A 15007-nucleotide genomic window follows, 5' to 3' on the forward strand; every position below is an offset into this window, starting at 1 on the left:
ACCTCGCTACCGGTGAGTAGCCACGGCCCGCCTCCCGCGATTACCCTGCGAACATGGCCGTTCCCCCTGAAATGACACGGGCCCTCGACCCCCGCATGATCGAACGTGTCGTATCGCACGTGACCTCCGCCGGCAAGACGCAGGAGATCACGGCGCCGTTCACCGGCGATGTGCTCGCCGAGTTGCCCATTTCCACAGCCGACGACGTCCGCGCCGGGTACGCCGCGGCGCGGGAGGCGCAGCGGGCGTGGGCGGCGCTGTCCGTGCGGGAGCGGGCCGAGCCCTTCCTCCGCCTGCACAACGCCATCCTCGACCGGCGCGAGGAGATCCTCGACGTGGTCCAGTGGGAGACCGGCAAGGCACGCAGGCACGCCTTCGAGGAGGTGCTCGACGTCGCGGGCTGCTCCCTCTACTACGCGCGGCGGGCCCCCGGCCTGCTGGAGACCAGATCGCGGGCCGGGATACTGCCCGTGGCCACCAGGACCGTCGAGGCGCGCCGGCCCCGGGGAACGGTGGCCCTGATCTCACCGTGGAACTACCCGCTCTCGCTCGGTGTCACCGACGCCGTCCCCGCGCTGCTCGCGGGGAACGCGGTGGTCCACAAGCCCGACACCCAGACCGCGCTGTCCACGCTGTGGACCATCGACCTGCTGGTCTCCCTCGGCATGCCCCGCGAGATCTGGCAGGTCGTCCTCGGCGAACCCGCCGAGGTGAGCGACCCGCTGATCGACGGCGCCGACTACGTGGCGTTCACCGGCTCCACCCGGGCCGGCCGGAAGATCGCCGAGGAGGCCGCCAGGCGACTGATCGGCTGCTCGCTGGAGCTCGGCGGCAAGAACCCGATGCTGGTACTCGACGACGCCGACCTCGACACCGCGACCCAGGGCGCGCTGCGCGCCTGCTTCACCAACGCGGGGCAGCTCTGCCTGTCCATCGAGCGGCTCTACGTCCACGACTCGGTGCACGACGCCTTCGTGGAGAAGTTCGTCCGGCAGGTCAGGAACATGCGGCTCGGCGCGGGACTCGACTGGAGCGTGCAGATGGGCTCGCTCTCCTCGTCGCGGCAGCTGGAGGCGGTCGGCACCCAGGTGGACGACGCCGTCGCGAAGGGCGCCAGGGTGCTGGCCGGCGGGAAGGCCCGCCCCGACCTCGGCCCGCTGTTCTACGAGCCCACCGTCCTGGCCGACGTCGACGAGAGCATGGAGCTCTGCCGCGCCGAGACCTTCGGCCCGGTGGTCGCGGTCTACCGCTTCGGCGACGACGACGAGGCGGTCGAGAAGGCGAACGACACCTCCTACGGGCTCAACGCCTCCATCTGGACCCGCGACCTGTCACGCGGCCGCGCGCTGGCCTCCCGGATCAAGGCGGGCACCGTCAACATCAACGAGGGGTACGCCTCGGCCTACGCCTCCTACGACGCGCCCATGGGCGGGATGAAGGCCTCGGGGCTCGGCCGCCGGCACGGCACCGAGGGGCTGCTGAGGTACACCGAGGCGCAGACCATCTCCAGCCAGGCGTCCTGGCTGGGCTTCGAGCCGATCCTCGGCATGGCGTACGAGAAGTACGCCGACACCCTCGCGGGCGCGCTCAGGGTCATGAAGGCGCTTCACCTGAAATGAGACACGGGGAGCAGGGCAGGTCGTCATCGAAGACCGTCGTCTGAGAGGGAGTCGTCGTGTTCGATCATGACGTGCTGGTGATCGGCTCCGGATTCGGCGGGAGTGTCTCCGCGCTGCGGCTGACCGAGAAGGGCTACCGGGTCGCGGTGCTGGAGGCGGGGCGCCGCTTCGACGAGGGCACGCTCCCCAAGACCTCCTGGCGGGCCCGCGACTTCCTGTGGGCGCCGGGGCTGGGCATGAAGGGCATCCAGCGCATCCACCTGCTCCGCGGCCAGAAGGGCACCGGCGTCATGGTCCTGGCGGGTGCCGGGGTCGGCGGGGGCTCCCTGGTCTACGCCAACACCCTCTACGAGCCGCTGGACCCCTTCTTCCAGGATGCCCAGTGGTCGGGCATCACCGACTGGAAGGCCGAGCTCGCCCCCTACTACGACCAGGCCAGGCGGATGCTGGGCGTGGCGCTCAACCCGACGGTCACCAGGGCCGACGAGGTGATGCGCACCGTCGCCGAGCGGATGGGCGTGGGCGACACCTTCCACCTGGCCCCGGTCGGCGTCTTCTTCGGCCCTCCGGGCGTCGAGGTGGACGACCCCTACTTCGGTGGCGCGGGGCCGCGCCGCAGGGGCTGCACCGAGTGCGGCGAGTGCATGACGGGCTGCCGCCACGGGGCCAAGAACATGCTGGTCAAGAACTACCTCTACCTGGCGGAGGGGGCCGGGGCCACGGTCCTGCCCGAGACCACGGTCACCTCGGTCGTCCCGGCCGGCGGCGGCTACCGGGTCGAGACGCACCGGACGGGCGCGCCCTGGCGCCGCCGCGCGTTCACCGCCGAGCACGTGATCTTCGCGGCGGGGACGTACGGCACCCAGCGCCTGCTGCACCGGCTCAAGGCCGCCGGGACCCTGCCCCGGCTCTCCGACCGGCTGGGCACCCTCACCAGGACCAACTCCGAGGCCCTGCTCGGCTTCGAGCGCCCGTCGGTCAAGGGGGAGAAGCTCAACCACGGGGTGGCGATCACCTCCTCCATCCATCCCGACGCCCACACGCACATCGAGCCGGTCCGCTACGGCGACGGTTCCAACGCGATGGGCCTGCTCCGCACCCTGCTCATCGACGGCGGCGGAGCGCCGCGCTGGCTCAAGTTCCTCGGCGAGGCCCTGCGCAGGCCCCACCTGGTGCCGAGGCTGTTCGACCACCGCCGCTGGTCCGAGCGCACGATCATCGCGCTGGTCATGCAGGCCAAGGACAACTCGATCACCCTGTCCATGCGCAGGGGGCTCTTCGGCCGCAGGCTCCGCTCAGGGCGGGGCCACGGCGAGCCCAACCCCACCTGGCTGCCCGCCGGGCACGAGTTCGTCCGGCACGCGGCGAAGGAGATCGGCGGCATGCCGGGTGGCACCTGGCTCGACCTGTTCGACATCCCGGCCACCGCCCACTTCCTGGGGGGCTGCGCCATCGGCGCCGGGCCGGAGACCGGGGTGATCGACCCCTACCACCGCGTACACGGCCATCCGGGCCTGCACGTCGTCGACGGCTCTGCGGTCTCCGCCAACCTCGGCGTCAACCCCTCCCTCACCATCACCGCCCAGGCCGAGCGCGCGATGGCCTTCTGGCCCAACCGGGGAGAGACCGACCCCCGCCCCGCCCAGGGCTCCCCGTACGCCCGCCTGACCCCCGTCGCCCCCGCCAACCCCGTCGTCCCCGCCACCGCCCCCGGCGCCCTCCGCCTGCCCATCGTGGACATCACCTGAGGGCACCTGGTGAGGTGCGCGTTCGGCTCGGTTGGCGGGGGGTGGTGAATTCGAGCAATATCTCGGTGTGATGTGGAATGTCGAGGAGTTCGTACGCGCGGCCGGGGTGACCGTCGATGAGCTGGCCGGCTACGTGGCGGAGAGCCAGGCGGGGGCGGCGCCGGTCATCCGGCGCAGGCCCCCGGGCGAGCTGGCCGAGCGGCTCGGGCTCGCCCGGTGGATCCGCGAGGGCGGGATGACCGCGGAGAGCCACGGGGAGTTCCTGCGCGGCTACCTCGCCGAGGGCACCCGGATGCACCACCCGGCCTACCTGGGACACCAGATCGCCGCGCCCGACTTCCCCGCCGCGCTCGCCGACTTCGTGCACGGCGCGACCAACAACCCGATGGCGGTCTACGAGATGGGCGCCTCGGCGGCGACCGTCGAGTTCGAGGTACTGCGCTGGATGCTGGGCAAGGTCGGGTTCGGTGAGGCGGGCGGCGGGGTCCTCACCCACGGTGGCTCGCTGGCCAACCTCACCGCGCTGCTGGCCGCGCGGGCGGCGGTCGCCCCCGAGGCGTGGACCGACGGTGTCCCCGGCGACCTCGCCCTGCTCGCCCCGGCCGCGGCGCACTACTCGCTCAGCCGCGCGGCCGCGATCCTCGGGCTGGGGGAGCGCGCGGTCATGCCGCTGGACGTGGACGGGCTCGGCAGGGTCGACGTCGCCCGCCTGCCGGATGCCCTGGAACGGGTACGCGAGGCCGGGCGGCGGCCGATGGCCCTGGTGGCGAACGCCTGCGCGACCGGGACCGGGCTCTACGACGACCTGCGCGGGATCGGCGAGTTCTGCGCCGCCGCCGGTGTCTGGTTCCACGTGGACGGCGCCCACGGCGCCTCGGCGCTGCTGGCCGCCGAGCACCGCCACCTGCTCGACGGGATCGAACTCGCCGACTCGCTGATCTGGGACGCGCACAAGATGCTGCGCACCTCCAGCCTGGCCGCCGCGGTGCTGACCCGGCGCGAGGGCGACCTGGACGCGGCCTTCCAGCAGCGGGCCAGCTACCTGTTCTACGGGGAGCAGGGCTTCGACCTCATCGGCAGGACCGTGGAGTGCAGCAAGGCCGAGCTGGGCCTGAAGATCTTCCTCAACCTGGCCTGGCGGGGCGAGCGCGGCCTGGGCGAGCACGTCGCGCGGCGGTACGCCACCGCGCACCGCTTCTGGGAACTGGCCCGCGAGCGGCCAGGCTTCGAGTGCCCGTACGAGCCGGAGAGCAACATCGTCTGCTTCAGGTACGGCACCGCCGACCCGGTGGACGTCCGCGAGCGCCTGATGGCGGACGGCGCCTTCCAGCTGACCTCGGCGGAGATCGGCGGGGTCCGCCACCTGCGGGTGACCGTCATGGCCCCGGCCACGGACGACAAGACGCTGGAGGCGCTGCTCGACCGGATCGCCGAGCTGGGGGGTTCCGCCGGTTCCCGGTGAGTCCGGGAGCGTACGGCCCGGCCGGTCATCGGGGAGTCCCGGAGCGCGTGGCCGGCCCGGTTCCCGGTGAGTTCCGGAAAGGGGCGCCGAGCCGGGCGTGGATGCCGTGCCCGGTGCCCTGGAACCCGTCCTGATATAGCGTCGCGACCATGACCGAATTCGACGGCCGCCTTCGAGCGGTGTGCGATCTCAACGTCTCCGGTGTCCGGGAAATGGCCGGGCGGCACGAGTACGACGGCCTGATCCAGGACCTGTCGCCGACGGGGGTGCGCGCCGGGCTGGCCGCGCTCGGTCAGGGACCGCTGCCAGAAGATCCGTACGACGCGGCGCACCTGCGGATCTTCGAGGAGGCCGCGCGGGTGCAGTTCGCCGAGCTGGAGCTGCACCGGCGCAGCCCCATGGAGCACCTGGGCAACCTGGACCTGGCCACCTACGACCGCGAGTACGCCCCCGAGGCCGAGCGGACCGCCGCGAAGTACGCTCACCTCGCCCGCTGGCCGGAGGCGGTGGACAACGCGGTCGCCTCGCTCGACCTGCTCAGCGCCCCCGTCGCGACCGCGCTGCTCGGGGCGGTCCGCGGCCTGGCCGCCGGAGTGCCCCGCGACGCGAAGGAGAGTGTGCGCGAGGCGGCGTTCCGGGCCCACGCCCGGCTGGTGGAGCACGTGGAGAAGGCCGCGCACTCCGGCGACCCGGACGCCTCGCTCGGCGCCGACGGTCTCACCCGGCTGATGGGCGCCGGCGACGGCCTCCCGGTCGATCTGGGACGGCTGGCCGAGCGGGCCGACGCCGAGCGCGACCGGCTGATGGCCAGGCTGGCGGAGTCCTGCGCGGCGCTGGGATTCGGGGATCGGCCGCCACTGGATGTGGCTCGCGAGCTCGTCAAGCAGCACCCCGGCCCGGAGGGCGTGATCGAGGCGGCCAGGATCGGCACCGAGAGCGCGATCGCCTTCACCCGCGAGAGGGACCTGGTGCCCTACCACGACGGGGAGTGCCTGGTCGGCATCGCGCCCGAGTCACGCCGGTGGGCCATGGCCATGATGAGCTGGTCGGCGCCCGGCGAGCCCGACGGCCCCTCGTGGTACCACGTCACCCCGCCCGACCCCTCGTGGCCGCGGGGCGACATCGAGGAGTGGCTGGAGGTCTTCAGCGAGACCACGCTGCCCGCGATCAACGTGCACGAGGTCGCCCCCGGGCACTTCTCGCACGGCAGGGCGCTCCGCTATGCCCGCTCCGACGTGCGGCGGACGCTGATGTCGCCGGCCTTCGCCGAGGGCTGGGCGCACTACGCGGAGGAACTCTGCGTCGAGGAGGGTTTCGCGCCCGAGGACCCGCGCTTCGAGATCGGCGTCTGGCTGGAGGCGCTGATCAGGGTGACCCGGCTGGCCTGCGCGATCGGCGTGCACTCCGGCGCGATGACCGTCGAGGAGGGCACCCGCCGGTTCGCCGCCGACACCCACCTCGCCGGTCCGGCGGCCGGCTCCGAGGCGGCGCGGGCCACCTTCGACCCCACCTACGGCCGCTACACCTGGGGCAAGCTGGAGATCCTCGCCCTCCGCGACCGCGCCAGAACCGCCTGGGGCCCCACCTTCGGCCTCAAACGCTTCCACACCGCCATGCTCGACCTCGGCTCCCCACCCCTGGGCCTCCTCGACCACGCCCTTCACCCCCGCCCCAACGCCCGGTAGCTCCACCCGGCATCACTCCACAGATCAGGGTCGAGGGTCGCTCGGCCATCGACGACGATCGGAACGGCGGCCGACCTCACCAGCTTGGCGGGGTCGGCCTCGATGAACTCTGGCCAGGCCGTCAGGTGTAGCAGCACCTCCGCACCTTCCACGGCCCCGTCAGCGGCAAGCGCGTATCGCAGTTCCGGGTGCAGGTCCCGGGCGAAATCCATCGCGGCGGGATCGTAGGCGGTGACGATGCCCCCCTCATGGTGGATCGCCAGGGCCACGGCCAGCGCGGGTGAGTCACGTAGGTCGTCGACATCAGGTTTGAAAGACAGTCCCCATACTCCGACGCGGCGGTTGGTCAGGTCACCACCGCAGGCGTGCCGGGCCAGATCCACGGTATGAAGCCGGCGGCGCTGGTTGACCCTGTCGACCTGAACCAGCAGTTCCAGATCCGCGCCGGCACCGTGCGTGCGCCCTTGGGCGATGAGACTCCGTACGTCCTTGGGCAGGCAACTGCCGCCGTAGCCGATACCGGCGTTCAGGTATGCGTCGCCGATACGGGGGTCCAGCGCCAGTGTGTGAGCAAGGGAGGACACATCGGTTCCCGTCGCCTCGCACAGCGAGGCGACGGCGTTGATGAAGGAGATCTTCGTAGCGAGGAAGGCGTTCGCCGCGGTCTTGCACATCTCTGCGGTCGTCAGGTCGGTCACGACCATCAGCGCGCCGGCATCGAGTTGTGCCTTCCAAACTCGGCGTAGCAACTGTTCGGCGTGCTCGTCGCCGGAGGCGATGCCGAGCACAATACGTGAGGGGCGAGCCACGTCAGCCAAGGAGGTGGATTCCCGGAGAAAGTCCGGAGAGCAGGCGACCGTCACCCGTACATGCGCCGGAGCCATGGAGCGTGCGAGTTCGGCCAGGCGCCTCGTAGTGCCGACGGGCCGGTCCAGCTTGGATTCGGCATCGACTACACGCCACACCCGCCGGGAGGTGATCTTACGAACCGCCGTGACGCCCTGCGTCTGGGGGCTGCGGCTCTCGTCGTCCCCGACATGCTGATCACGAACGCCGAGAGCGAAGCCCGCGAGCTGACCCGCCGCAGCGAACAGACCGATCTCGGGCCGAGCAGCCTGGAACATCTCCAACAGGTCATCGAAGACTATGGACGGTATTACTCCCGATACAGTGCGGCCGAGCTGTGGCAGGCCGCGCTCGGGGACCGCCGTCACGTCGCAGAACTGCTTCAGCTGCGTATGACGCTTAGACAGCGCCGTGAGCTGTACGTCGCCGCGGCCTGGCTGTCGTTGGTCCTCGCATGGACCGCTCATGACCGAGGAAACGTACGGGTCGCGCTCGCGTACGCGGCCGATGCCCGTCATCACGCGGGGGAAGCCGATCACGATGAGACGGCGGCGTGGGCGTGGGATGTGGAGGCGACGACCTGGCTGTACGACGATCAGCCGCATGCAGCGCTCCGCGCCGCCCAGTCGGGAGCGGGCCGGGCCCCGGCGGGAAGTGCCGCGCAGACGCGCCTGACCGGGCAACTCGCTCGGACCCATGCCCGGCTCGGCCACGAGGCTCCGGCCTCCGACGCGCTGGAGGCGCTCCGCGATCAAGCCGAGTGGCATGCGCCGCATGCGACCGGGCTGTTCAGCGCCGACGCTGTACGGGTCTGGTCGGTCGCTGCGACCTCCAGCCTGTGGCTCGGTCGTGACGGGCAGGCCCGTGACTTCGCCGGGCAGGCGATGGAGGTGTACGAGCGGGCCCCGCAGGTGCCTCCGACCAGGCGAGCGATCACCGCCTTGGACCTCGGGGTCGCCTGCGCCCGGCTGGGCGACCCGGAACAGGCCGTCGCCCACGGCCTGTCCGCGATCTCCACGCCGCGTTACGCCGCCGCGATCGTCGCTCGAAGCCACGACCTCGGTGCCACGCTGGAACGCGCCTACCCCAAGGCCGCGGTTGCGGCACGGTTCCGGCAGGGAATGGCAGAGCTCGAAAAGCAGCCCTGACCGGAGATCAACGGCATCGCTCCGTATGATCCGGCGATCGCGGGATCAGCGGTCGACGGCCGTGGCGCCGCCGTCGACGACCAGGTGGGTGCCGGTGATGAAGGACGCCTCGTCGCTCAGCAGGAACCGTACGGCCGCGGCGACCTCCCCGGGGCGGCCGAGGCGGTGGAAGAGGGACTTGCGCTCGAAGGACTCCATGAAGCTCTGGTCGCCGCCGGTGGCTTTGACGAGCATGGGGGTGTCGATGTAGCCGGGGCAGACGGCGTTGATCCGGATCGGCGCCAGTTCGTGGGCCATCGAGCGGGTCAGGCCGAGCATGCCCGCCTTGGAAGAGCAGTAGGCCGGGATGAACGCCTGCCCGACCAGGCCCTCGACCGAGGAGATGCCGACGACCGCGGAGCCCTCCTGCTTGCGCAGGTCCGGAAGCAGGGCCTGGACCAGCAGGGCGTGGGCACGCAGGTTGACGTTGAGCACCGCGTCCCAGGCCGCCTCGGTCAGCTCGCCGACACCCAGGGGGGCCGCGATCCCGGCCGCGTGCACCAGGCCGCCGATCGCTCCCAGGGCGTCGCGGCTGGTGGCGACCGCGGCGGGAAAGGACGAGGCGTCGGTGACGTCGACGGTGACGGAGATCGCCGGGGCGCCGTTCATGGCGACGAAGGAGGCGGTCTCCTTGGCGCCCGTCTCGTCGAGATCCCAGATCGCGACCGGGCGCCCGGCCTCGGCGAGCGCGAGCGCACAGGCCCGCCCGATCCCTGACGCTCCGCCGGTGACGACGACTCCGGTACCTGTCATGGCCTGCCTCCTCGACTGGTGGTGAGCTAAACGTTAGCCTTGTGACCAACCGGCCGCTAGGTATGTTGCGGCCGGAGACGGCGCGATGTGTGAACCGTCAGTCCAGTGGTAACACGATGCGGGAACCGTCAGGCTGGAGGAAACGCCATGCGTGAACTGTCAGGCAAGATCGCGGTCGTCACCGGGGCGGGCAGCGGGATCGGCCGGGCGCTCGCACTGAGCCTGGCGGCGGAGGGGATGGCCCTCATGCTCGCCGACATCGACCCGGGCCCTCTCGCGGAGACCGCCTCGCTGGTGGAGGGGGTCAAGGTGCTCACCGAGATCACCGACGTCTCCGACCCGGCGGCCGTGCAGCACCTCGCCGACCGGACCTTCGGCGAGCTGGGCGCGGTCCACGTACTGTGCAACAACGCGGGGGTCTTCCAGGGCGGCCAGATGTGGACCAGGGAGCCCGAGGACTTCGCCTGGCTGCTCGGGGTGAACCTCTGGGGTGTGCTCCACGGCATCCGGGCCTTCGTCCCCCGCATGATCGCCCAGGACACCGAAGGCCACATCCTCAACACCGTCTCGGTCTCGGGGCTGTTCGCCGCGCCGTTCTCCGGCGCCTACTCGGTCTCGAAGTACGCCGCGTTCGCCGCCTCGCAGTCCCTCGCCCAGGACCTCGCGATGGCCGGTTCCAAGCTCCGGGTGACCGCGCTCTGCCCGGGCGGGGTACGGACCGGTATCAACCGCTCAAAACGGGTCCGGCCGGAGAATCTCGCGGTCGCCGGGCCCACCGAGGACGAGGTGGCCTCCGTCGGGATCATCGACGGCCTGGTGGAACGGGGCATCGACCCCGAACAGGTGGCGCTCGCCGCGGTGTCGGCCATCCGCGAGGAGCGTTTCCTGGTCTTCACCCATCCCGGCTACGCGGCGGGCCTGCGCGACCAGACCGAGGCCCTGCTCGCGGGGACGCTGCCCCCGTTTCCCATCTACGAGTAGTGGGCCAGTGCTCCGGCGTTCACGCCGGGGGTGAAGACCCGCGCGGAAGTGCCCGCTAGGTGTGTGGAGGGTGCGGACGACATGGCGTCCGGTGCGTACCTCGGGGGTTCGGATTCCACCGCGGTGACGTAAAGCGACGGATACGATCACGGCGTGGAGTTGGTGAAACGCAACCGGGCGCACAAGGCGCGGCTTGATCTCAGTGCGGTCCAGGTGGCTGTGCTGGACGCTCAGGCGCACACCGCCCGCGCGCTGTGGAACCTGCTGCATGAGTACTTCACCTTCCGCCAGGGCCGGTTCGCGACGTTGAAGGACTGTGATGCGGCGATCCGTACAGCTCGCCGCGAGATCGACTGGATGGGCCAACTGCCCGCCCAGGCGGCGCAGGCGGTGCTGAGGACGTATCGGCAGGCGTGGGCGAACTTCTTCAACCCCGACCATCCGGCCAAGCGGCCCACGTTCAAGGGCCGTCTGCGGACCCGGTTGGCCGTGGACGTCCCGCAGGCCCGCGATCTGCAGATCAAGCGGGTCAACCGGCGGTGGGGCGCGATCAATCTCCCCAAGGTCGGGCGGGTGCGGTTTCGGAGCGGGGCGGCCAGGTGGTGAGGGTCCCCGCGCGGGGGACCTCGCAGACCTGTCACCGGTGCGGCCATCGTGATGCGGCGGCCCGGGACGGGATAAGTTGCGCCTGCGCCAATCCCGCGTGCGGCTGGGTCGGGCATGCCGACACCAACGCCGCGATCAATATCAAGAACGCCGTCGGAACGCCGGTGTCAGGACGTGGAGACCTCGGGGTTACCCGGTCTGCGAAGCGTCAACCCCCGCGCGCCGCTTAGCCACGACGTGACGGGAGAATCTCCGGCCCCCAAGCCGGGGAGGAGTTCAAGAGTAGTGCGCTGACGGGCGCCGATAGACTGGCAGTACCGCTCTGTTCCTTTTGGGGGTCTTGGTGTCTGAGTTCGACACGGTCCTGGTCGTCGATTTCGGCGCGCAGTACGCGCAGCTGATCGCGCGAAGGGTACGTGAATGCCACGTCTACTCCGAGATCGTCCCGTCGACGATGCCGGTGGAGGAGATGATGGCCAAGAAGCCCAAGGCCATCATCCTGTCCGGCGGACCCTCGTCGGTGTACGCCGAGGGCGCCCCGGCCGCCCCCAAGGGCCTGTTCGACACCGGTGTGCCGACCTTCGGCATCTGCTACGGCTTCCAGGTCATGGCCCAGGAGCTGGGCGGGGAGGTGGCCAGGACCGGCACCGCCGAGTACGGCGGCACCCACCTGGAGGTGAGCGAGCACGGCGTGCTCTTCGCGGGGCTGCCCGCGAAGCAGTCGGTCTGGATGTCCCACGGGGACAGCGTCTCCGCCGCCCCCGAGGGCTTCACGGTCACCGCCGCGACCGCCGAGACGCCCGTCGCCGCCTTCGAGAACCCCGAGCTGGGCCTGTACGGCGTCCAGTTCCACCCCGAGGTCCTGCACTCCGAGCACGGCCAGGCGGTGCTGAGGCACTTCCTGGCCGCCGCGGGCTGCCGCCCCTCCTGGACGATGCTCAACATCGTCGAGGACGCGGTCGAGGCGATCCGCGCCCAGATCGGCCCCGAGGGCCGCGCCATCTGCGCGCTTTCCGGCGGCGTCGACTCCGCGGTGGCCGCCGCCATGGTTCAGCGGGCCATCGGTGACCGTCTGACCTGCGTCTTCGTCGACCACGGGCTGCTGCGCAAGGGCGAGGCCGAGCAGGTCGAGCGCGACTTCGTGGCCGTCACCGGGGTCAAGCTCCGGGTGGCCGACGCCCAGGAGCGCTTCCTGAAGGCGCTCGAAGGGGTCACCGACCCCGAGGAGAAGCGCAAGATCATCGGCCGTGAGTTCATCCGGGTCTTCGAGGACGAGCAGCGCGCCATCATGGCCGACGGCCCCGTCGACTTCCTTGTCCAGGGCACTCTCTACCCCGACGTGGTCGAGTCGGGCGGCGGCACCGGCACCGCCAACATCAAGTCCCACCACAACGTCGGAGGTCTCCCCGACGATCTTCAATTCTCGCTGGTGGAGCCGCTCCGCGCGCTGTTCAAGGACGAGGTCCGCCGGGCCGGCGAGGAGCTGGGCCTGCCCGCCGCCATGGTCTGGCGCCAGCCGTTCCCCGGCCCGGGGCTGGGCATCCGCATCGTCGGCGCGGTCAGCCGCGAGCGCCTGGAGATCCTTCGCGAGGCGGACGCCATCGCCCGCGAGGAGCTCTCCCGCGCGGGTCTCGACCGGGAGATCTGGCAGTGCCCGGTCGTGCTGCTCGCCGACGTCCGCTCGGTGGGCGTCCAGGGCGACGGCCGCACCTACGGTCACCCGATCGTGCTGCGCCCGGTCTCCAGCGAGGACGCCATGACCGCCGACTGGTCCCGCGTCCCCTACGACGTGCTCGCCCGCATCTCCACCCGTATCACCAACGAGGTCCGCGAGGTCAACAGGGTGGTGCTGGACGTGACCAGCAAGCCCCCGGGCACCATCGAGTGGGAGTAGCGACCGGCGAGGACGGTTGCCGCCGATGGCGGCGTTTCGCGGGGTGCCGAACGGTAAGTTGGGGCGGGTGTCCTCCTCCACTCTGATCGGCGCAGGCTCCACCAAGACTCCCGTCCCTCGCCTGGCGTGGCTCGACGCGCTGCGTGGGATCGGCGCGGTCGCCGTGTTGCTGGAGCACATGCTGCCCTGGTTCATGCCCGCCCTGCGACCGTACTGGTTCAACCTCGGGATGTACGGCGTCCTGGTGTTCTTCCTGGTCAGCGGGTACATCATCCCGGTTTCGCTGGAGCGGCGCGGTGATGTGCGGGCCTTCTGGATCAGCCGGGTGTTCCGGCTCTACCCGATCTACCTGCTGGTCGCGGTGGGAGTCCTGGTCACGGCGATCTGGATGCCCGTCCGCGAGCAGGTGCCCAGGGACCTGGCCTCGGTGTCCGCGCACGCCACGATGCTGCTGGACGTGGTGCACCTGGGCGGCCTGGCCGACACCATGTGGACGCTCTCGTACGAGATGGTCTTCTACCTGATCGTCACCGCGCTGTTCGTCGGCGGGGTGCACCGCGCGAGCGGCGCCTTCGCCATCGGCTTCGGGGCGGTCGCGGTCGTGGCGGGGCTGGTGTTGACGGGGCCGCCGCTGAAGGGCTCCGGGCCCGCGTACGTGTCCGGCGTGCTGTTCTTCGCGGGCCTGGCCTGCCTGATCGGCGGGCGGTTCACGAAGATCGCCGCATATGTCCTCGGCGCGATGGCCGTGGTGCTGCTGATCTTCTCCGGTTTCGTCCCGTGGCTGGGGGCGGCGATTCTCGCGGTGATGTTCGCCGGGACCGCGATCCGCCGCTGGGAGCACGGGGAGGGAGCCCTCTGGCCGGTGGCGGCCGCGACGGTGCTCGTGGCGCTGGCCCCGGTCTGGTCGGAGCAGGCCGGCTGGTGGTGGGTGCAGCCGGGGCCGTGGTTCGTCACCATGGCGCTGGCCGGGGTGTCGTTCGCGGGTGCGATGGCCCTGCGCGAGCGCCGGCTGCCCAGGTTCCTCGTCTGGCTGGGGCTGGTCAGCTACTCGGTCTACCTGCTGCATCACCCGCTGCTGCGGATCGCACACGCCGTTGTCGGGGACGTGCGGGCCGCGGGGCCGGTGGTGCAGCTCTCCCTGTCCGCGGCGTTCGTGCTGATGGTGCTCGGCCTGAGCCTGCTCACCTACCGCTACGTGGAGCTTCCCATGCAGCGGCTGGGCAGGCGGCTGGCTCGGCGGCGATCCGCGGACGAGATCGCCGAGAGGACGCCCTCAGCTGAGATGGCCAAGAGGGCGTCCTCGGGTGAGGCGGCTCAGGTGCCGTCCGCGGGTGACTCCGCGAAGTCGCCCGGGTCGCCGGTGGGCGACTCGGAGGTCAGATCCTCGTCCTTCTCGGAGCCGACGGGGTAGACCTCTCCGGCCTTCGTGGCCTTGGCGCCGCGCAGCGAGGAGACCGCCACCACGTGGTAGCCCTGCTTCTGCAGCGCGGTCAGCAGCTTCGGCATCACCTTGACCGTCTGCTCGACCCAGTCGTGCATGAGGATGACCCCGTCACGCTTGGCGTTCTTGAGCACCTCGTCGTAGATGGCCTTCTCGTTCCTGGTCGCCCAGTCGCGGGAGCCGCCGTTCCACAGCACGATCGGCATGTCCATCTCGGCGGCGATCGCCGCGACCCGCTGGTCGAACTCGCCGTAGGGCGGCCGGATCGTCGTCGGGTACTTCCCGGTGGACTTCTTGACGATGTCCTGGGTCTTGGTCAGCTCCTCGCGGATCTTGTCCTCGGACAGCTCCCGCAGGTGCGGGTGGCTGTAGCTGTGGTTGCCGATGTCGTGGCCCTCGGCGACCATCCGCTTGGCGAACGCGGGGCGGGACTTCACGTACTGACCCTCAAGGAAGAACGTCGCCTTGGAGTTGTACTTCTTGAAGGTGTCGAGCAGCTTGTCGGCGTACTTGCCGGGGCCGTCGTCGAAGGTCAGCGCGATGCACTTGACCTTCGCGCAGTCCACCGGCACGGGCTTGGGGGCGGGCTTGGCCTTGTCCGCCGACGTGGCCGTTGTTTTGGGTTGTTCCGCACTCCATGCGGTGGTCGGGGTGGCGATCATGGCCAGCGCACAGGAAGTGGCCAGCAACATTCGGACAGGAGACTTCATGAGGGGATCTCCGGGTCAAATCGACGTCGGTCGAGTGGGCATCCTATCGAGGCGCCTGATGGCTTCCGGGGCTGA

General features: G+C 70.7%; 13 protein-coding genes. 10 read left to right on the top strand and 3 right to left on the bottom strand.

Going from position 1 to position 15007, the window contains the following annotated elements; genetic code table 11:
• Nucleotides 1-53: 53 nt before the first annotated feature.
• The 4 genes from ACQP0P_RS07620 (at nt 54) to ACQP0P_RS07635 (ending at nt 6514) form a co-directional block, all read left to right on the top strand.
• Complete coding sequence (locus tag ACQP0P_RS07620; RefSeq protein ID WP_433372762.1) at nt 54-1619, top strand: succinic semialdehyde dehydrogenase; 1566 nt, start codon at nt 54-56, stop codon at nt 1617-1619.
• Between the two features lie 56 nt (nt 1620-1675).
• Nucleotides 1676-3367, top strand: a complete 1692-nt coding sequence (locus tag ACQP0P_RS07625) for a GMC oxidoreductase (RefSeq protein ID WP_433372764.1) — start codon at nt 1676-1678, stop codon at nt 3365-3367.
• A gap of 70 nt (nt 3368-3437) precedes the next feature.
• The gene (locus ACQP0P_RS07630; RefSeq protein WP_433381731.1) at nt 3438-4829 is read left to right on the top strand and encodes a pyridoxal phosphate-dependent decarboxylase family protein; all 1392 of its coding nucleotides are present in this window, start codon (nt 3438-3440) and stop codon (nt 4827-4829) included.
• 149 nt (nt 4830-4978) lie between these two features.
• The gene (locus ACQP0P_RS07635; RefSeq protein ID WP_433372767.1) at nt 4979-6514 is read left to right on the top strand and encodes a DUF885 family protein; all 1536 of its coding nucleotides are present in this window, start codon (nt 4979-4981) and stop codon (nt 6512-6514) included.
• Here ACQP0P_RS07635 and ACQP0P_RS07640 read toward each other — a convergent pair.
• A complete protein-coding gene (locus tag ACQP0P_RS07640; protein WP_433372770.1) occupies nt 6490-7728 on the bottom strand; it encodes a UDP-glucose dehydrogenase family protein in 1239 nt (412 codons plus the stop codon). The genes ACQP0P_RS07635 and ACQP0P_RS07640 overlap by 25 nt on opposite strands.
• Before the next feature lie 24 nt (nt 7729-7752).
• Here ACQP0P_RS07640 and ACQP0P_RS07645 point away from each other — a divergent pair, with 24 nt between their 5' ends.
• A complete protein-coding gene (locus ACQP0P_RS07645; RefSeq protein WP_433372773.1) occupies nt 7753-8508 on the top strand; it encodes a hypothetical protein in 756 nt (251 codons plus the stop codon).
• A gap of 45 nt (nt 8509-8553) precedes the next feature.
• Here ACQP0P_RS07645 and ACQP0P_RS07650 read toward each other — a convergent pair whose 3' ends face one another.
• Complete coding sequence (locus tag ACQP0P_RS07650) at nt 8554-9300, bottom strand: SDR family NAD(P)-dependent oxidoreductase (protein ID WP_433372776.1); 747 nt, start codon at nt 9298-9300, stop codon at nt 8554-8556.
• A gap of 147 nt (nt 9301-9447) precedes the next feature.
• Here ACQP0P_RS07650 and ACQP0P_RS07655 point away from each other — a divergent pair, with 147 nt between their 5' ends.
• The 5 genes from ACQP0P_RS07655 (at nt 9448) to ACQP0P_RS07675 (ending at nt 14192) form a co-directional block, all read left to right on the top strand.
• Nucleotides 9448-10281, top strand: coding sequence for an SDR family NAD(P)-dependent oxidoreductase (locus tag ACQP0P_RS07655; protein ID WP_433372779.1), 834 nt, complete (start codon nt 9448-9450; stop codon nt 10279-10281).
• Nucleotides 10282-10434: 153 nt separating this feature from the next.
• Nucleotides 10435-10887: a hypothetical protein gene (locus ACQP0P_RS07660; protein WP_433372782.1), complete on the top strand. Its 453-nt coding sequence runs from the start codon at nt 10435-10437 to the stop codon at nt 10885-10887.
• On the top strand, nt 10884-11117 hold the full coding sequence (locus ACQP0P_RS07665) for a zinc ribbon domain-containing protein (RefSeq protein WP_433372785.1): 234 nt from the start codon (nt 10884-10886) through the stop codon (nt 11115-11117). The genes ACQP0P_RS07660 and ACQP0P_RS07665 overlap by 4 nt, the downstream gene beginning before the upstream one ends.
• Nucleotides 11118-11209: 92 nt before the next feature.
• Nucleotides 11210-12781 (top strand): glutamine-hydrolyzing GMP synthase, encoded by a 1572-nt coding sequence (guaA, locus tag ACQP0P_RS07670; RefSeq protein ID WP_433381734.1) that lies wholly within the window; start codon nt 11210-11212, stop codon nt 12779-12781.
• 67 nt (nt 12782-12848) lie between these two features.
• Complete coding sequence (locus tag ACQP0P_RS07675; RefSeq protein ID WP_433372788.1) at nt 12849-14192, top strand: acyltransferase family protein; 1344 nt, start codon at nt 12849-12851, stop codon at nt 14190-14192.
• Here the strand turns inward: ACQP0P_RS07675 and ACQP0P_RS07680 are convergent.
• On the bottom strand, nt 14096-14914 hold the full coding sequence (locus ACQP0P_RS07680) for a polysaccharide deacetylase family protein (RefSeq protein ID WP_433372791.1): 819 nt from the start codon (nt 14912-14914) through the stop codon (nt 14096-14098). The two genes, ACQP0P_RS07675 and ACQP0P_RS07680, sit on opposite strands and share 97 nt — an antisense overlap.
• Between the last annotated feature and the right edge of the window lie 93 nt (nt 14915-15007).

Source organism: Streptosporangium sp. CA-115845, assembly GCF_050943795.1.
GTDB lineage: Bacteria > Actinomycetota > Actinomycetes > Streptosporangiales > Streptosporangiaceae > Streptosporangium.